This window comes from Paludisphaera soli (genome assembly GCF_011064595.1).
In the GTDB taxonomy this organism is placed as follows: Bacteria; Planctomycetota; Planctomycetia; order Isosphaerales; family Isosphaeraceae; genus Paludisphaera; species Paludisphaera soli.
The window spans coordinates 714,382-731,343 of the sequence record NZ_JAALJI010000001.1; the positions used below are offsets into that span (position 1 = coordinate 714,382).

General features: G+C 70.9%; 13 protein-coding genes. 6 read left to right on the forward strand and 7 right to left on the reverse strand.

The genetic code is table 11. The features are described from left to right. Window positions 1-174: 174 nt before the first annotated feature. A complete protein-coding gene (locus G6O68_RS02610; protein WP_165244439.1) occupies window positions 175-672 on the reverse strand; it encodes a hypothetical protein in 498 nt (165 codons plus the stop codon). A gap of 124 nt (window positions 673-796) precedes the next feature. Here G6O68_RS02610 and G6O68_RS02615 point away from each other — a divergent pair, with 124 nt between their 5' ends. The 4 genes from G6O68_RS02615 (at window position 797) to G6O68_RS02630 (ending at window position 7,703) form a co-directional block, all read left to right on the forward strand. After that, window positions 797-1,327 carry a hypothetical protein gene (locus tag G6O68_RS02615; RefSeq protein WP_165244441.1) on the forward strand — a complete coding sequence of 177 codons (531 nt, stop codon included), beginning with the start codon at window positions 797-799 and terminating at the stop codon, window positions 1,325-1,327. A gap of 119 nt (window positions 1,328-1,446) precedes the next feature. Continuing rightward, window positions 1,447-2,604, forward strand: coding sequence for a DUF362 domain-containing protein (locus G6O68_RS02620; RefSeq protein WP_165244443.1), 1,158 nt, complete (start codon window positions 1,447-1,449; stop codon window positions 2,602-2,604). Between the two features lie 386 nt (window positions 2,605-2,990). After that, window positions 2,991-5,936, forward strand: coding sequence for a hypothetical protein (locus tag G6O68_RS02625; protein WP_165244445.1), 2,946 nt, complete (start codon window positions 2,991-2,993; stop codon window positions 5,934-5,936). Window positions 5,937-5,939: 3 nt separating this feature from the next. Beyond that, window positions 5,940-7,703 carry an Ig-like domain repeat protein gene (locus tag G6O68_RS02630; RefSeq protein WP_165244447.1) on the forward strand — a complete coding sequence of 588 codons (1,764 nt, stop codon included), beginning with the start codon at window positions 5,940-5,942 and terminating at the stop codon, window positions 7,701-7,703. 317 nt (window positions 7,704-8,020) lie between these two features. Here G6O68_RS02630 and gluQRS read toward each other — a convergent pair whose 3' ends face one another. After that, window positions 8,021-8,980 carry a tRNA glutamyl-Q(34) synthetase GluQRS gene (gluQRS, locus tag G6O68_RS02635; protein WP_165244449.1) on the reverse strand — a complete coding sequence of 320 codons (960 nt, stop codon included), beginning with the start codon at window positions 8,978-8,980 and terminating at the stop codon, window positions 8,021-8,023. A gap of 153 nt (window positions 8,981-9,133) precedes the next feature. On the opposite strand from gluQRS, the gene prfB reads away from it, so the two are divergent. Next, window positions 9,134-10,256 (forward strand): peptide chain release factor 2 gene (gene prfB, locus G6O68_RS02640; RefSeq protein ID WP_240910984.1). Its coding sequence is split into 2 segments (ribosomal slippage): window positions 9,134-9,202 and window positions 9,204-10,256, totalling 1,122 coding nucleotides; the frame shifts between segments, so codons are not numbered across the junction. A 50-nt stretch (window positions 10,257-10,306) separates the two neighbouring features. Beyond that, on the forward strand, window positions 10,307-10,936 hold the full coding sequence (locus tag G6O68_RS02645) for a hypothetical protein (RefSeq protein ID WP_165244453.1): 630 nt from the start codon (window positions 10,307-10,309) through the stop codon (window positions 10,934-10,936). Here the strand turns inward: G6O68_RS02645 and G6O68_RS02650 are convergent. The 5 genes from G6O68_RS02650 to G6O68_RS02670 form a co-directional block, all read right to left on the reverse strand. Then, window positions 10,894-12,885 carry a DUF6798 domain-containing protein gene (locus G6O68_RS02650; protein WP_165244455.1) on the reverse strand — a complete coding sequence of 664 codons (1,992 nt, stop codon included), beginning with the start codon at window positions 12,883-12,885 and terminating at the stop codon, window positions 10,894-10,896. The two genes, G6O68_RS02645 and G6O68_RS02650, sit on opposite strands and share 43 nt — an antisense overlap. A gap of 82 nt (window positions 12,886-12,967) precedes the next feature. Then, window positions 12,968-13,726 (reverse strand): CvpA family protein, encoded by a 759-nt coding sequence (locus G6O68_RS02655; RefSeq protein ID WP_165244457.1) that lies wholly within the window; start codon window positions 13,724-13,726, stop codon window positions 12,968-12,970. Window positions 13,727-13,905: 179 nt separating this feature from the next. Then, the gene (locus G6O68_RS02660) at window positions 13,906-14,742 is read right to left on the reverse strand and encodes a sugar phosphate isomerase/epimerase family protein (RefSeq protein ID WP_165244459.1); all 837 of its coding nucleotides are present in this window, start codon (window positions 14,740-14,742) and stop codon (window positions 13,906-13,908) included. Between the two features lie 2 nt (window positions 14,743-14,744). Then, complete coding sequence (locus G6O68_RS02665) at window positions 14,745-15,953, reverse strand: ribonuclease D (protein ID WP_165244461.1); 1,209 nt, start codon at window positions 15,951-15,953, stop codon at window positions 14,745-14,747. A 105-nt stretch (window positions 15,954-16,058) separates the two neighbouring features. Continuing rightward, window positions 16,059-16,835, reverse strand: a complete 777-nt coding sequence (locus tag G6O68_RS02670) for an alpha/beta fold hydrolase (RefSeq protein ID WP_165244463.1) — start codon at window positions 16,833-16,835, stop codon at window positions 16,059-16,061. Window positions 16,836-16,962 lie beyond the last annotated feature (127 nt).

A 16,962-nucleotide genomic window follows, 5' to 3' on the forward strand; every position in this document is an offset into this window, starting at 1 on the left:
ACCCCGACGCAAGGGTATTTTGAAGGTTGAGCCTTGCGAGTTGAGCCTTGACCCGATGAGCGATGAGGTTTGAAGCGGCATCGGCATCGTGATGAAGGTTTCGGCCCGAAGGCCGAACGACGGCGGGCTTCCCCGCCGCCCCCCCTGGTCGCGGCCGACCGATCGTGTGGCTTGCTAGCCGGCCAGGTCGAGGACGCTCCTCGGAAGGTCGACCTGGGTCGTGGCGTTGTACTGGTTCAGCCGATCCTGCAGCTTGTCGATCTCGGCTTCGAGTCGCCTCACCATGTCGAGGACCTCGGGCTTGGCGATCGTTGCGACGAAGCGGTACTCGACGCCGTTGTATCCCGGCTCGGCGCCGTGCTTGGTGTTCAGGCCGTTGAGCATCTGGATGAGCGACTTCTTCTCGGCCAGGCGAAGCACGTCCTCGTAGATGGCGACGTTCGCCCGCTGGACGGCCGCCTTGACGGCCACCAGGGCTTCTTGAAGGCGCAGGAACCGATCCAGCTCGGCCCGGGCGTCCACGGTCCTCCGGCCCTCCTCCTCACGCTGCCCCGACAGCACGCTGTTGTAGGCCTCGATGTTCACCCGCGCCTGGGCGAGCCGGCCGGCCAGGCGATTCTTCACCGAGAGGGCCTTGGCGAGGCTGATGGGCTCGGTCGCTTTCGATTCCATGTCGTCGGCCCCCTCGAATCGGCAGGATTGGATAGAATGAATCCGCCCCGGATCCAGGCATACCATAGTCCAGAAAGCCGGGCCAGGGTCCGCCGTCGCGGCCCGCCCGCGGAGCCCTCGCACGATGCGGATCGACGAGCCTTCCATCATTCGGGCGGTCCTGGAAGGATACGCCCTCCGCCGGGACGGCATCCACGGCGTCGCCCACTGGGCTCGGGTCCTGGAGAACGGCCTCCGGCTGGCCGAAGAAACCGGCGCCGACGTCGCGGTCGTGCGGCTGTTCGCCCTCCTGCACGATTCGCGACGGTTCGACGACGGATACGACCCGGACCACGGCCCCCGCGCCGCCGATTTCGCCCGCACGCTCCGGGGCCGCGCGTTCGAATTACCCGATCCGGCCTTCGAACTCCTGCATCGAGCGTGCGCCGGGCACACCCACGAGCGGACGCATCCCGACCCGACGATCCAGACCTGCTGGGACGCCGATCGGCTGGACCTCGGGCGAGTCGGCGTCACCCCCCGCCCATCACGGCTCTGCACCGAGGCGGCGCGACGGCCCGAGACGATCCGCTGGGCCCACCGCCGAGCCTCGCGTTGGCTCGTCCCCGATCTCGTCAAGGACGGATGGGCGATCGACTTGCACGACCGAGCCTGACGCGGCCGGCACGGGAGTTGCCGCCCCAGGAGCGACGAAGTACCATCCAGGGACCCGAGCGGCGTGGCCGCCGCGGCTCCTCTCTCCTCGCCCCCCTTCTCGGACGCCGGAGGATCGCCATGGGATCGGAACGCAGCCGCCGGGAATTCCTGAACCTCGCCGGGGCCTCGCTGCTGATCCCGATGCTCGACGGGACGCTGCGAGCCGCGCCGGCCCGGCCCACGGCCCCGGTCGGGATCGGTCGTTGCAAGAGTTACGACCCAGCGGCCGTGCTCCGCGAGCTGGAGTCGCTCATGGACAAGATCGGCGGCCTCCGCCCGCTCGTGGAGGGCAAGACGGTCGCCGTGAAGGTCAACCTGGTCGGCGACGTCCGTCAGGACACGCTCGGCAAGCCCGCCAACCGGACGTATCAGGTCCACCCGTCGATGGTCCTGGCCACCGCCGCGCTCCTGGATCGCGCCGGGGCCCGCCGGATCCGGTTCCTGGAGAGCACGCACCAGAACCAGGAATTCGAGCCGTATCTCCACGCGGCCGGCTGGGATCTGAACGCCTTGACCGCGACGAAGACCCCCGTCGAGTTCGAGGACACCCGGAACCTCGGCAAGGGGAACAAGTACCACGAGGTCAAGGTCCCCTGGGGGGGCTCGCTCTTCCCGGCGTACCACGTCAACCACTCATACGTGGATTGCGACGTCTACATCTCTCTGGCCAAGCTGAAAAACCATGCGACGGCCGGCGTCACGCTGGGGATGAAGAACAACTTCGGCGTCACGCCGATCGCGCTCTACGGCCAGCATGAGCAGAACGAGCGCAGCACGCGCAGCCGCGCCATGTTCCACGACGGCCGCGAGCGTCCCGCCGACGGCCTTCCCCAGGAGCTGGCCCCCGACTCGCCCCGGCGGCCGACCTTCCGCGTGCCCCGGCACGCCGTCGATTCGGTGGGCATCCGGCCGATCGACCTGGTGATCCTCGACGGGATCGAGAGCTGCTCGGGCGGCGAAGGTCCCTGGGTCCCCGGCGGCCTCAAGGCTCAGGAGCCCGGGCTGATCATCGCCGGGCGCAACCCGGTCTGCACCGACGCGGTCGCGACGAGCGTCATGGGCTACGACCCGATGGCCGCGTCCGGCACGGGCCCCTTCCCCGGCGACAACCACCTGGCGATCGCCGCCGAACTCGGCCTGGGCGACCACGACCCGAGCCGGATCGAGGTCGTCGGCCTCCCCCTCAAGGAAGCGCGCCACCCCTACGGCTGGCAGCCCCTCCAGCGCAACGACTGAGCCTTCAAGAATCGCGACCGCGGGGTGGGCCCCCCCACCCCGGTCGATTTCTCGACTCATCGCGACGTGAAAGGTCTCATCTGACCGGGGGTGTCGTACGGTTTCCTCGTCCGAGGAGGTTCTCCCCAGGCGGGCGTGAATCAAGACGCGGGAGGCCTCCGCGGAGGGCCGCTCTTCGCTCGATGCCGGCGGCCGACGATGCGGGGTTGGGCCGGGAGCGTGCGGGCGCCGTCATCCCAACGAGACGAACCTCCATGATTACGAGTCGAGGCCGTTCCCCCCTGGGGGTCGCGGGGCGTCGAGGATCCGTCCCCCGGTCGAGGTCGAAGGCGAATCGCCGCACGCGGGCGGCCTGCCTTCTGGAACAGCTCGAGGATCGTCGGCTCTTGACGGCCTCGACGATCACGGTCGACGGGCTGCAGTTCGTGGCCCTCGGGGGATTCAACCAGAGCGGCACGACCTACTCGTCCACGGGGACGGTGGCGGTGGGATTCGAGCCGGGCGCCGGCGTCTTCACCCCCATCCTGCAACTGACCGGCGGCGTCGCCGTCGACGCCGACGCCGACCCCTCGTTCTCGGTCGACGGCCAGGTCTCGGCGGTCCTGTCCGGGGCTTCGATCCCGCTGTTCCAGGGCTCGAACGACTTCGACCTCGACTCGCTGCTCGACGAGGGGCTGGCGGACGCCGACGGCCTGACGTTCCAGGTGGCGGGGGTCGGCTTCGAACTGGGCCGGATCCGGCTGGCGAAAGATGCGGGCGACCTTCCCCAGATCCAGCTCCAGGGGACTCTGTCGGTGGCCGGCCTCACCGTGGCCGTCGACGGACCCAACTCGGTCGTCATCGCCGCTTCGGGCGTCTCGCTGACAGGCGTCGACGCGACGCTGAACGGATCGGTCGCGATCGGCGGGGTGACCTTCGACGCCGACGACCTGAGCATCGCCTACGCCTCGACCGGGGGGAACGACGTCTTCACGGTGACGGGCTCCACGACGTTCACCGCCTCGGGCTCCACGGTCCAGGTCGCGTGGGGAGGCTCGACGTCGAAGGGGAGGTCGACGGCCGGGCTCGTCTTCCAAAATGGCTCGATCCAGTCGCTCGACATGGCGGTGCAGGGCGCGGTGACCGTCGCCTCGCTCGATTTCACCGCCGACGACCTCGTCATGACCTTCACGCAGGCGTCCTCGACCTTCACCATGACCGGCGGGGCCGGCTTCCAGCTCGTCCAGGACGATGCGAACGGGACGAAGCCGAACGACGTCTCGGTGGAGTTCGGCGGCACGGCGGGCGGAAGCTCGACGGCGGGGCTCGTGATCGTCGACGGCGACCTGACCCGGCTCGACATGACGGTGGACGCCTCGTTCAGCCTCTTCGGCCTGACGCTGGCGTCCCCGGGGCTCGTCTTCGAATACCAGAACGATCCCAGCAAGTCGATCGATCGGTTCGTCATGTACGGGCAGGTCTCCTTGACCTCGGCCTCGCAGGCGTTCGACGGTACCAACGACCGGGTCTTCGACGGCGTCGCGGCGACGCTCGGCGACAGGGCCCAGCCCGGCCTGGTCGTCGAGGAAGGCGTCGTCGAGGACGTCGACGTCACGCTGAACGGCTCGTTCAGCCTGTTCGGCCTGAACATCGCGCCGCGCGACCTGCACGTGTCGTACTCGCGCTCGACCTCGACGGTGGAGATCGTCGGCGACCTGAAGGTGAAGCTGGCCGGCGCGTTCGAGACCTCGGCCGACCTCGATCACGGCGGCATCCAGATCGACACCGCGAGCGGGGCAGTCTCGCTCCACGGCCTGAAGCTCGACCTCAGCGACGTCCCCCTCGGCGCGGCCACCATCCGCCAGTTCGAGCTTGTCTTCGACCAGACCCCCGCGCGCACGACCTTCGACGCTTCGCTGGTGCTGGCCTTCTCGGGGGGCTGGAGCGTCGGCGCTTCGATCGACTTCCTCAACGGCGAGGTGGACCAGATCGGGGTCGAATACGCGGCCGGGACGAGCCAGGGGATCGAGCTTGGGCCTTCGGGGCTGTTCCTGACGAGCTTTTCCACGACGATCGAGAACATCGCGACGGGCGTCCTGACGATCGCCGGGTCGATCGCCGTCGATTACGGGCCGCACGTCACGATCAACGGCCAGTCCGTCGCCATCATCTCGGCGAGCGGCGACTTCCTGATCGACGCCAGCAAGCTGACCCTCACCGACGTCCAGGTGACGGTGGCCGACGGGATCATCGGGTCCGGCACCGGCTCGCTGACGGCCGACTGGGGCGCGGGGGATTACTCGCTGACCGCGTCCCTCAGCCTACTCGACGGAGTCTTCGACCTGTACGGGACCGTCCAGTTCGACAGCGGCGGCGACTTCCTGCTCGTCGCCTCCGCGTCCGTCGAGGTTCCCGAGGCCGTCCCCGTGATCGGCGGCGACACGATCGCCAGCATGAACTTCGCGTTCAAGTACCTCAATGACGGTGGCTCCCCGAGCGGCTTCATCGCGGCCTGGGACACAATCTCGATCCTGGGATGGGACCAGTCGGTCGGCTTCGAGTACGCCATCGACGGCAGCATCGACTCGGGCTCGTTCTCGCTGATCGGCGACGACGGCGTGCAGCAGGTGGAGGACCAGCTCAGCCTGCCCCCCAACAACGTCAACAATCAGTACGGCCCGCAGTACGTCTCGGGATACTTCACGAAGGGGATCTCGGGGCTGGTCCCTTCCTCGGTCCTGCACGTCCCACCGGCGGCGACGACGGTTTCGCTTCTGATGACGAGCCCGTCGGCGAACTTCCCCGGCGACGTCTTCCTCCTCCTCCCCCCCGCGACGGCCGGCAGGATGACCGGGGTCCTCGCCCTGGCCCCCACGCTCTCCCCGCTGAACACCCCGCAACCGTTCACGTTCCCGGGCACCAACGTCACCGCGAATTTCATCATCCGCCAGGACACCCCGACGACGATCGCCGTCCTGATCCAGGCGACCGGGGGCCAGACGCTGCCGGCCGGCGAGTACGCCCTCCTCTACGGGTCGAGTTGGACCTCCGCGACGCCGACCGCCACCAACTCGTTCATGTTCCGCCAGCCTCAGGTCTCCGCGGCGACGGCGGGCCCGGCGCTCGCGATGGACGGGACGACCCTCTCGGTCACCGGCCTGATCGCGGCCCCGCTGGCCGACGACCTGACGGTCTCGTTCTACGCGACGACCTCGCCGACCGGCCGCCAGGGGATCTTCCTGGGGGCGGCGAGCCCGATCAAGGGGGGGCTCTCGGTCGCCGCCGACGGCTCGTTCGCGGCCGCCTTGGACTGGAAGCCGTCGCGGGCCTTCGTCGGCTCCTACTACATCTAAGCGATGGTGGAGGACGGCTGGAATCCGCCGGTCTTCTCCGCGGTCTCCTCGTCCTCGGTGACCTTTGATCCGGTCGCGACGGGCCAGGTCGCCGCGGCGGGCCGGCCGGTCGCCGGCGCGACCGTGCAGATCTTCTACGGGGCCGACCCGAACAACCTCCCCGCGACCCCCTCGCAGGAGGTCGTCACGCGGGAGGACGGGAGCTACGCCTTCCGCAGCGACCAGCCGGCGAGCCCGGGCTCCCCGCTCTCTTTCGTGATCCGCCTGATCGTGCCGGCCGGCTACAAGCTCGACGCCCCCGCGGCCGCCGCGGCGACCTACACCGGAGGCCGGCCTGCCTCGATCAACTACGAGCTGACCCCGTCGGCGTCGATCGTCGGGACGGTGGCCGCCCGGGGGTCCGCCGCCCCCCTCGCCGGCGCGACGGTGTTCCTCGACCTCGACGGCGACGGCCGCCTCGATCCGGGCGAGCTCTGGACCCGGTCCGACTCCCGCGGCCGCTACGGCTTCCTGAACCTGGAGCCGGGCTCGTACCGGGTCGCGATCCAGACGCCGGGGGGCTACGGCGCCAGCACGCCGACCCTGCGGGCCGTCACCGTCGCGGACGCCTGGCACCGGGTCTCCGACGTCGATTTCACGTTCCAGGGCCTGGACGCCTCCCCCGCATCCTCGACCCCGGTCTATCCGGCGGGGGGCCGGACGGTCGGCCCGCTCGTGACCAACAGCCTGAGCGGGACGGCCTCCAGCCCTCGGGGCGCCTCGGCCGTGAAGGGGGTGCTCGTCAGCGTCCAGGACCTTGACACCGGACTCTACTGGAACGGCTTCCACTTCATCGCGAGCGCCTCGCCGATCCAGCTCACGGCCGAGGGGACGATCTCGTGGCGGCTGCGGCTGCCGGCCTCGGCCCTGATCTCGGGCCACTCCTATCGGGTAGGCAGCCTGGCCCTCGACGTGGACGGCTACGACCAGGCCGCCCCGGCCTACCAGACGTTCACCTATCAGGGCCCGGCGGCTCTGGCCCCGGCCACGCTGGCGGCGACGGCGACGCTCGCGACCTCGCAGCCGGCCTCGGTCGTGGGCCAGCCCGTCGGCTTCACCGTGATCGTCTCGGCGGCGAATCCCGGCGACGGGGTCCCGACGGGGACCGTCTGGCTGCTCGACGGCTCGACGCTGCTGGCGGCGGCGCCCCTGGTGAACGGGCGGGCCAGCTTCCAACTCGCCGGATTGGCGCCCGGCGTCCGCTCGATCCAGGCCTACTACGCGGGCGACGCGCGTTTCCTCGCCGACTTCTCGCCCACGGTCCTCCAGGAGGTCGCGCGGGCCGCGATCGAGCCGGGACCTCCCACGACGTCGCCCCGGCCCCGGCCCTCGCCGTCGGTGCTCGACGTCGGCGGGGCCGCGGCCGGCGAGGTGCTCCAGATCCTGGTACGACCAGCCCAGCGGGGCCGCTTCGTGCAGGTCCAGGTCGTCCAGGCCGGGACCGGCGTGATCTACGACGCGAGCTTCCCCAGCCGCTCGCTCCGGGGGATCGTCCTCTTCGACGGCCCGGGCGAGGAGTCCGTCCGCCTGATGGGCCGCCTCCCGATCCCCGTCTGGTTCTCCCGCGACGGATCGCTCTCCCGCGTGGCCCCCTCCCCGACGCGGGGGCCGGCCCCCTTCCGCGGGCGTTCGCCGAGGTTCGCGGCCGGCCGGATCGCCCCGAATCGCGCCCGCTTTCCGGCCACCCCGCCGCAGCGGCCCCGGATCCGCCTCCAGGCGTCGGAGTAGGCCCGCGGTCCGGATGCGTCGAAATGGGCGGTTTCGCGTTTTCGCCCGTCGCAGTCCCCCGATGCGGACCATAATCGAGGATGGAGGACTTCCGGCAGGCGCGGTCTTCCGGCCCGCCCCACCGGACGTCCCTCCCGGTTTTCCGCGCGGTCGGCGACATCGAAAGCGCGCCGAACGAAGCCAATTCCGGCCGCCGAATTACTCGCCAAAACCTTATCGACATGATGCTTATGGCAAAAACGCCAATTGGCTTCGTTCGCAAACGAACCCAATCGCGAGCCGGGCGACCGGACGGGGCGAGGGGGACCTGTACGCGTTCAAGGGAACGAGACAGTCCAGGGTTTTTCGGGAAGGATCGCCAGGTCGAGGGCGCCGATCCAGTCGGAAGGCGATGAGGGCTCGTCGGACGTCGTCCAGCCGCAGGATTGGGCGAGGGTCCCGATAAGGAGGCGGGGGTCGACGCCGCGCTCGCGGAGGGTCGCCAGCTTGATCGAGCCGTCGCGCTTGGCGAGGCGGCGGCCGTCGGGCCCGACGACCAGGGGGACGTGGGCGAAATCGGGAGGTGTCCAGCCGAGGGCGCGGTAGAGGAGGATCTGTCGGGGCGTGCTCGGGACGAGGTCGTCGCCTCGGACCACCTGGTCCACGCCCATGAGCGCGTCGTCGACCACGACCGCGAGCTGATAGCCGGGGCCGATCCCGTTTCGGCCGACGAGGAAGTCGCCGCCGAGCCGCGCGGGGTCGACCTCGCGACGGCCGAGGTGCAGGTCGTCCCAGGCGACCGGTCCGGCGGGGACCCGGAACCGCCAGGCGAACGGGCGGTCGCCCAGGGCCGGGGCGTCGGCCGCGGATCGTCCCGCGCAGGCGCCGGGGTAGGTCGGCCCCTCGTCCTCGGCGTGGGGAGCGGCGGCGGCCCGCTCGACGTCGGCCCGGGTGCAGGTGCAGGGATAGACCCGCTCGTCGGCCTTGAGGCGGTCGAGAGCCTCGTCGTAGAGGGCCCGACGCTCCGACTGGACGTAGGGTCCTCGCGGCCCCCCGTGGTCGGGCCCTTCGTCCCAATCGAGCCCCAGCCAGCGGAGGTCCACGAGGGCGGCGTCGGCCGCCTCGGGGCGGACCCGAGAGGCGTCGAGGTCCTCGATCCTCAGGATCACCGGCCCGCCGGCGCGTCGGGCGGCCAGCCAGGCGAGCAGGAACGTCCGCGCGTGGCCGACGTGGAGGCCGCCGGTCGGCGAGGGGGCCAGACGCCCCGCGCCCGGCCTTCGGTCCTGTCGTAACGTCATGCTCGCGGCCCCGCTCCGTCCCCCGGGAGACGGCGACTGGTCTGGTTCCCGCCGGGGCCTTCGGTTCTAATGGTCCTGAGTTTATCGGGTCGTCGCGCCTGCCCGCCAGACCGCCGGCCGCCCGCCCCGCCCCTTTGCCAGGAGAGTCTCGCCGTGGACGCGGAATTGAAGCGATCGGCCAAGGCCGTGATCGATCGGATCATCCATTTACGAGACTCTCTTTGACTTGGGCGAAAAGGAGACTCGCCGCGACGCCCTCCAGTCCGAGATGGAAGGGCCGTCGTTCTGGAACGACCAGGAAAAGGCCAAGGCGGTCATCGCCGAGTTGAAGACGCTCAACGGCGTCCTCAAGCCGTTTGAGGACCTCATCAAGCAGGCCCACGACCTGGCCGGCGCCATCGAGATGGCCGACGAGCTGGAGACCGACGAATTCGACGCCGACGTCCGGACCGCCACCGAGAAGGCGGAGAAGGACTTCGCCGCGTTCGAGCTGCAGTCGATGCTCAGCGGCCCGAACGACCACTGCAACGCCATCGTCACGATCCACGCCGGCGCCGGCGGCACCGAGGCCTGCGACTGGGCCGAGATGCTCATGCGCATGTACCTGATGTGGGCCGAGAACCGAGGCTTCACCTCGCAGATCACCGACCGTGAAGACGGCGGGGCGGCGGGCGTCGCCGAGGTCACGATCTACATCAAGGGAGGGTACGCCTACGGCAACCTCCGCGGCGAGACCGGCGTGCACCGCCTGGTCCGCATCAGCCCGTACGACTCGGCGGCCCGTCGCCAGACCTCGTTCGCGTCCGTGGACGTGATCCCCGAGGTCGACGACACCATCGACATCGTCCTGAAGGACGACGAGCTGAAGCGCGACGTGTTCCGGGCCGGCGGCCCCGGCGGCCAGCACCAGAACAAGACCGAGTCGGCCGTGCGTTACACGCACTTGCCGACGGGCGTCGCCGCCGAGTCCCGGGGCGAGCGCTCCCAGCACAAGAACGACGCCATCGCGCTGGCCAACCTCAAGGCCAAGCTCATCCGTATGGAAGAGGAGAAGCGCGAGGCCGAGTACGCCAAGAAGTACGACGAGAAGGGCGAGGTCAGCTTCGGCAGCCAGATCCGATCCTACGTCCTCCAGCCTTATCAGCTGGTCAAGGACGCCCGGACCGGCCACGAAGTCGGCAACCCCCGCGCCGTGCTCGACGGCGGCCTCGACGGCTTCATCGAGTCGTACCTCCGGATGAAGCTGGAGAAGGGCGCCGACGCCGGCAAGAAATGACCCGTCCGCCGGGCTGACCGGGATCGCATCGGAAAGGGGCGCGGACCGCCATGGCCGGCGCATCGTGGGACCTCGAACAGGACGACGAACTCGTGACGATCCGGACGGCCTGCGTCCGGATCGTTTTTCGTCGTTCGGGCGATCGCTGGACGCACGAGATCGGCCCGCCCGAGGGCCCTCCCCTCGTCGCGGCGATCGAGGGCGATCCGGCCTCGGACGACCCCGCCCGGGTGCTCAGCCCGGTCTATCAAGAAGTGCAGCACCACCCGTTCGACGACGAGCCGCGTCGGGTCCGGTTGCTGCTGACCGGACTGCGGCACCGCCACCACTTCTCGGCCGTGCTCACCGTGTCGACCGACGACGATGGGGCGACGACCCTCGACTTCGACGTGGCCGACCGCTGCCGCGACGCCGTCCTCGGACTCGCCGCGACCTACGACGTCCGCCTCGGGGCGGGCGAGATCCAGGCGGCCGACGACGCCGCGATCCGCTGGACGCTGGGCGCCGGCTCCGAGACGCTCGTGAGCCTGGCCTCGGCCGACGCCTCCCGGCTCGCCGTCGCGGAGCGTGGGCCGCGGGCCGTCCAGGCGCAGGCCCTTGCGGGCCTCATCCCTGGCGCGTTCACCCATCGGCTCCGCTACCTCTGGACCTGGGCCAGCCGCTCGGATCGGACGCGATAGACCGCATACTCGCCCTGCTGATGCAGTCGGATCAGCGGCCCTCGCGCGACGTCGACCGGGCGGTCGGACGCGGCCACGACGTGATCCGCCCCCTGACGGATCGCCAGATCGGCGAGTTGCTCGTCGGTCATCGCGTCGTAGCGGGCCTCCAGCCGGTGGCGGCCGTCGAGGTAAGCCCGGACGAACGCCTCGGGGGGGCCGTCGAAGCCGACGTGGTCGCGGAACCGCTCGTACCAGTCGTGGATGCCCTCGGCGTGGTACGGGCTGCCCGCCCGATTGAAGGCCCAGTCGCGGCGCGACCACAGGCGGAAGCCCTTCGGACCCGGAGGCCCCACGAACCGGGCCGAGGTCGGCGTGTTCTCGCGACACCACGACGCCAGCCGCTCGACGTCGTCGATCGGCCTCGGGGAGAACCGGCAACGCGCCACCAGGCTCCGGACGAGTCTCGACTCCGACCAGGGGTGCTCGGCCGGGATCAGCCCCGCCGCGAGCGCCGCCGTCGGCAAGGCCCAGGCGGCGGCCGTCGCCAGGCGGAACCGCCGAGGCGTCCATCGGAGGGAAGGTCGGGCCGGTCCCCGAGGAACGACCGACAACGCGAGCCCCAGGGCCGCCGCCCCCGCGAGGATCCGCTCGCCTCGCTCGGTGTCGTGCCTCGCCAGGAACGACCCGGTCCAGGCCAGCAGCCCCAGCAGGACGGCCGAGCGGACCCGACGCCCCGCGCGATCGCCGGCCGAGTCCAGGAGGGTCATCACGACCTCGACCGCGGCGACCGTCGCGAACAGCCAGTCCCCGGTGCAGGCCGCCGGGATCAGGACGGCGCGCAGGCGTCCGGTCCAGTCGCCCCGCCGCCAGAGCGCGACGACGTGGCCGCTCGCCAGGGCCAGGCAGAGCCCTCGCCCGTAGGTCGCAACCCGGAACGGCTGGAAGACCGTCGCCCCAACGTGCCGCGCGACCTCCACCGCCACCCAGGACGCCGCCAGCCACGCCATCACCACGCCCAGAATCAGGACCAGGCGGAAGCGTGGGGCGTCGTCGTGGGTGGGCTCGGTCGGCTCGCCCTCGGGTCGGTAGGGGATCAGGGCCACGACCGCCAGCGCCAGGTATCCGACCGCAGCCAGCCACTGGGGCTGTCGCCAGAGGTGGGGGAGCATGTGCTGGGGGCTCTGAAGCTCGACGGTCAGGAGCCGAAAAGTCTCGGGGGGCAAGCCCTCGCGGAGGTTGCCGAACGGGGCGAGGTTCAGGACCAGGCCCGGCACGATCGCCAGTCCCGTCGCCGCGATCGCCCGGATCGCCAGCCGCCATGACGTGGCGGATCGGCCCGGGAACAGGGCCCAGGCGGTCCAGGCCCCGGCGAGCACCAGCGCCAGCTGAAGCCCCATCGAGGGATGGACGATCGCCGCACCCCCGAGCGCCATGGCGGCGGTCCGCCAGCCCCGGCCCGGATCGACGACCACGGCGGCCGTGGCCCACCAACCCAGGGCCAGGGCCATCAGCCGGTCCAGCAGCATGGCCTCGAACAGGTGGTTGGTGCCGATGTTCCCGGCCTTCGCGGCCAGTAGCAGGACGACGCCCGCCCAGCCCACGGCTTCGGTCGCTCCGGGCCGGGCGGCGACCGCCAGCCGGTGGAAGCTCCGGACGGTGACCAAGAAGGTCAGTGCGAACAACCCGGCGATCGCCGCCGGCAGGCCGAGGACTCGGGCCAGCGTCCCGATCAGGCCGAGCGTCCCGCGATGCGGGTTGAAGGCGTCGAACGACCGCACGAAGGGGTCGCCGGCGTAGACCGAAGGATCGAGCCCGTGCAGGAGGATCGGCAGCCTGTGGGCCTGGTCCCCGTCGAAGCTGTGATAGCCCTTGAGGGTCAGGTAGAGGCCGAGGACGAGCAGGACGAGCCCCCACGCCGGGGCGAGGCGTGTCGACTCGCGTCCCTCGATGCCGAGAACCTCCGCCATCCTTCCGACCCTCGCGAGGCCCCGCGATCGCCCCGCGCGGGGCTCCCTCCGGCCGGCGAGTGTAATCCGGCGGCGGGGTCGGTCAACGCCAGTCGGGCTCGGGGGACCGCGAGCGACGGGCGTCGCGCTCGGCCTTGAAGCGCTCCAGGTCGGCGAGCGTGTCCGCGTCGAAGTCCGGCATCTCCAGCCGGGGAGTCGGCCGGACGACCTCCGGGATGCGGGCGGACGCGACCTGGCCGTCGGAGGCCTCGGCCGGGATCGGGGTCGCGCCCGGGTCGGCGTCGGGCGGGGCCCCCAGGCCGTTGCGCTGGATGTGCTCGACGAACCGACGGACGGGCGGCGACTCCCAGATCTTCGGGGCCGGCTCGTAGCGTCGGTTCCATTCGAGGGTCCTGGAGCGTTCCATCACCCCCGCCGCCCAGTCGAACCGCCCGGCCAGGGCGTCGGCGTATTTCTGGACGCCGGAGAGCAGGAACACGGAGACCAACGCCCCCTTGGCGGCGCCCAGGAGGAAGCCGGCGAACTGGTTGTCGCGCCGGGCTTCCACCTTCCCGGTGGCGTCCGGGCGTCGCGCCAGCTTGATGAGCAGCATGGTCACGCCGACGACCACGATGTACGACGCCGCGGCCGAGCACCACCAGAGGATGCGTTCCATCAGGGCCGGGTCGACCTTAGGGAGCCGGGCCAGGACGTGGGGCCTCGCCTGGTCGCGCACCGGGTCGGCCAGGTAGAAGCAGGCCACGAACCCGGCGATCCGCACGGCCTGGCTGACGAAGCCTCGCAGCCAGCCGCGGATCGCGGCGATCAGGACGACCGCGCCCAAGGCCAAATCCAGCCCCATGTCCCCTGCCTCCCCACCGAGTGTCGACGTACCCGTTGTCAGGTTGTTCGCCGAACGCGGCGTCTTCTTGTATCCCGGATGTCCATCATGTGCCGTATTCGACCACATCGGTCGGACGAGGCTGGGGCTTGAGGAAATCTGGAGCCAACGCGGGGGAATGCCGGAGATGGGGCGTGGCTTCAGTATCCCAGGCCCTTGAGGTGCGCGACGCTGCGGGCGATCCGCCGTTGGCGCTCCTCCAGGCCCGGCTCGGGTTCGCCGCCGATCCCCTCGATCTCGATCGTGTAGGCACCCTGGTAGCCCACGCCGTCCAGAATCGAGCGGACCCGCGCGAAGTCGACCGCGCCGCCGTCGCCGACGGCCGGGAAGTACCACTCTTCGAGGCCGCCCCGGTTGTCCTTGACGTGGACGTTGCGGACGAGCTCCTTGACCTTCTCCAGCTCGTCGCAGGGGTCCACGCCCGCGTTGTAATAGGCGATGTTGCCGGTGTCGAAGTTCAGCAGGACGTGGGGGTGGCTCACGTCTTCCATCAGGGCGAGCATGGCCTCGGCGTTCTGGGTCGGGCCCTTGTGGGTCTCCAGGGCAAGGGTCACCCCCACCTCGGAAGCCACGTCGCCCAGCCGCCGGAGGTTGGCGATCACCGACCGGCGCTGGTCGTCGTCGGCCGGCTGTCCGGCGCCCGTGACGCAGATCGGGACGTGGAACCACTTCGCGGCGAACCGGATCCGGCGCTCGGTGAGGGCCGTCCCCTCGTCGGTCCGCATGTCCGCCCCGCCGACGTTGCAGCCGCTGACCTGGACCTCGTGCTTCGCCAGGTGGTCGACGAAGGCCTGGGCTGTGGCGTCGTCGGCCTTCTCGGTCACGACGGCGGACTCGGGGATCACCAGGCCGCCGAAGTCGTGGCCGCGGAGGGCGAGTTCCAGGTGGTCGATGCCCGCCTGGCGGATCAACTCGACGGCGGGTCGGACCCCGGCGGGGCCGTAACAATTGCTGAAGCAGCTCAGAATCCGTGTCATCCTCAAGCCTTCTCTTCGGTTCGAATCGGTTCCAGGGACACCGGGAACTCGCTGGTCGGGTCGACCACTCGGAGCGCCCGGCGGCCGTCCAGGACGTCCAGCAGCAGCTTGCCGCAAAGCTCGCCGCGCCAGCCTTCGGCCAGGGCGGGGAGGCGGCCTTCGGGGCAGCCGTCCAGCCGCCATCGGATCAGCCGCTTCAGGTCGGAGTTGTTGGCGACGAGCGAGCCGGCCACCTTGTTCTCCAGGCAGCACTGGGCCAGCGCCGCCGCCAGCAGGTTGGCGACCGTGGACGCGCCGGGGGCGTCGTCGTGGCGGGGGGCCAGTTCCGGGAGCTGGTCGTCGGGCACGCCGCGCGCCGCCTCGACGGCCGCCAGGATCTCATTGCCGCGCTGGAGGAGGCCCGGCCGGTTGAAGTCGCGGAGGGCCTCCAGGTCGCGTCGGCTGGTCGGCATCCGCTTGGCGACGGCCACCAGGAGGTCGTCGCGCATGACCTGTCGCATCGGCCGGTTCTGGCGACGGGCCTCGTCCTCGCGCCAGCCCGAGAGCCGGCGTGCGGCCTCCAGGGCGCGTCGGTTGAGCTGATGGAGGCCGGGGAGCCGCCGCCAGCGGTCCTGGTCGGCCCGCTCCTCGACCGAGGACATGAAGTCGCGAAACTCGGCCTCCGCCCACTCGCGGCGGCCCAGCCGGTCCAGCTCGGCGGTGAGGCGGTCCTGAAGGTCCAGCAGGAAGCGGACGTCGTCGAGGGCGTAGCGGACCTGCGCCGAGGTCAGCGGCCGACGCCGCCAGTCGGTCCGGGTCTCGCTCCCGGAGAGGGTCACGCGGAGGATCTGGCCCACGATGTTGGTGTGCGAGAGGGGGTAGCTGTAGCCGACCAGGCCGGCGGCGATCTGGACGTCGAACACCCGACGCGGCAGGCTGCCGGTGCTCATCAGGCAGATCCGCATGTCCTCGCCGGCGGCGTGCATGACGACCTCGATCGCCGGGTCGAGGACCAGGGCCCAGAAGGCTTCCAGGTCGCCCACCGATTGGGGGTCGACGACGGCCAGGCGTCGCGAGGTCGCGACCTGGATCAGGCAGAGGACCGGCTCGAAGGTGTCCTCCGAGACGAATTCGGTGTCGAAGCCGAATCGGCCCTCCTCGCGGATGTGATCGACCAGATCTTGCAGCCCGGCCGCCGTGGCCACGAGGCTCTCTTCGCGCGTATCAGGCATGGACCATGCACCCCGCCGTCGCCCGGGACCCGTTTCGAGGGCCGCTCGCGAAATCCGCCGGCGACGTGCGGTTCCGGACCCGTTCTCGTTGGAAGGAAGGACGCCTCAGCTCAGGCTCCGGAGGAATTCGAGCGCCGCCGCGTTGAACGCCTCGGGGTTCTCGTAAGGCGCGAGATGCCCCGCCCCCGGGATGACCGCGAGCCGGGCGTTCGGGAGCGCCTCGGCGATGGCCTTCGCCTCGTCGGGCGGCGAGACCACGTCCTGGTCGCCGACCGCCACCAGCGTCGGCGCGGCGATCGACTTCAGCTCCTCGCGGCGGTCCGGTCGGCCGGCCATCCCCCGCAGCGCCCCGGCGACCCCGGAGGCCGAGGTGGCCTCCATCGCGGCGCGCATCGGGGCGACGACCGCCGGCCGTTCCCGGATCGTCGAGGCGGCGAAGAGCTTCGGGAGCATCGCCTCGACCAGCACGCCGGCGTGGCCGGCGCGGAGCACCGCCCCGGCCGTCTCCTCGCGCTGGCGGGCCGCCTCGGGCGAGTCGGCGGCGGCGCGGGTGTCGGCCAGGATCAGGCCCCGGATCCGCCCGGGATGCTTCAGCGCCAGGGCCAGGGCGACGTAGCCCCCCATCGAGAGCCCGCCCACGACGACCGGCTCCGTGACCCCCAGGCCGTCCAGCAGTTCTACCACGTCCTCGGCCATCTGCTCCATGGTGTAGACGGCGTCGGGGGCGGGGGACTCGCCATGGCCGCGGAGGTCGGGCGCGATGACCCGGAACGAGCGGCTCAGCTCGCCGATCTGGGCGGACCACATGGTCCGGCTCAGGGGGAAACCGTGCAGGAGCACTACGACCGGACCCGCACCTTCATCGGTGAATGCCAGCAGCATGTCCGCCCCTCGGGTACTCAGGCTCCGAGCCCCCGCCGCGGGGACGCCTCTCTTATTCTAGTCGGTGTCCGTCCGAAACGCGAGGAACCTCGGCTCGCGACCGGGCCGGTCCTGCCCGTCGCGCTGG

What these genes read in the sequence shown, in the direction of transcription:
- G6O68_RS02610 (WP_165244439.1), bottom strand. Translation starts at nt 672, where the DNA reads ATGGAATCGAAAGCGACCGAGCCCATCAGCCTCGCCAAGGCCCTCTCG.
- G6O68_RS02615 (WP_165244441.1), top strand. Translation starts at nt 797, where the DNA reads ATGCGGATCGACGAGCCTTCCATCATTCGGGCGGTCCTGGAAGGATAC.
- G6O68_RS02620 (WP_165244443.1), top strand. Translation starts at nt 1,447, where the DNA reads ATGGGATCGGAACGCAGCCGCCGGGAATTCCTGAACCTCGCCGGGGCC.
- G6O68_RS02630 (WP_165244447.1), top strand. Translation starts at nt 5,940, where the DNA reads ATGGTGGAGGACGGCTGGAATCCGCCGGTCTTCTCCGCGGTCTCCTCG.
- gluQRS (WP_165244449.1), bottom strand. Translation starts at nt 8,980, where the DNA reads ATGACGTTACGACAGGACCGAAGGCCGGGCGCGGGGCGTCTGGCCCCC.
- G6O68_RS02645 (WP_165244453.1), top strand. Translation starts at nt 10,307, where the DNA reads ATGGCCGGCGCATCGTGGGACCTCGAACAGGACGACGAACTCGTGACG.
- G6O68_RS02650 (WP_165244455.1), bottom strand. Translation starts at nt 12,885, where the DNA reads ATGGCGGAGGTTCTCGGCATCGAGGGACGCGAGTCGACACGCCTCGCC.
- G6O68_RS02655 (WP_165244457.1), bottom strand. Translation starts at nt 13,726, where the DNA reads ATGGGGCTGGATTTGGCCTTGGGCGCGGTCGTCCTGATCGCCGCGATC.
- G6O68_RS02660 (WP_165244459.1), bottom strand. Translation starts at nt 14,742, where the DNA reads ATGACACGGATTCTGAGCTGCTTCAGCAATTGTTACGGCCCCGCCGGG.
- G6O68_RS02665 (WP_165244461.1), bottom strand. Translation starts at nt 15,953, where the DNA reads ATGCCTGATACGCGCGAAGAGAGCCTCGTGGCCACGGCGGCCGGGCTG.
- G6O68_RS02670 (WP_165244463.1), bottom strand. Translation starts at nt 16,835, where the DNA reads ATGCTGCTGGCATTCACCGATGAAGGTGCGGGTCCGGTCGTAGTGCTC.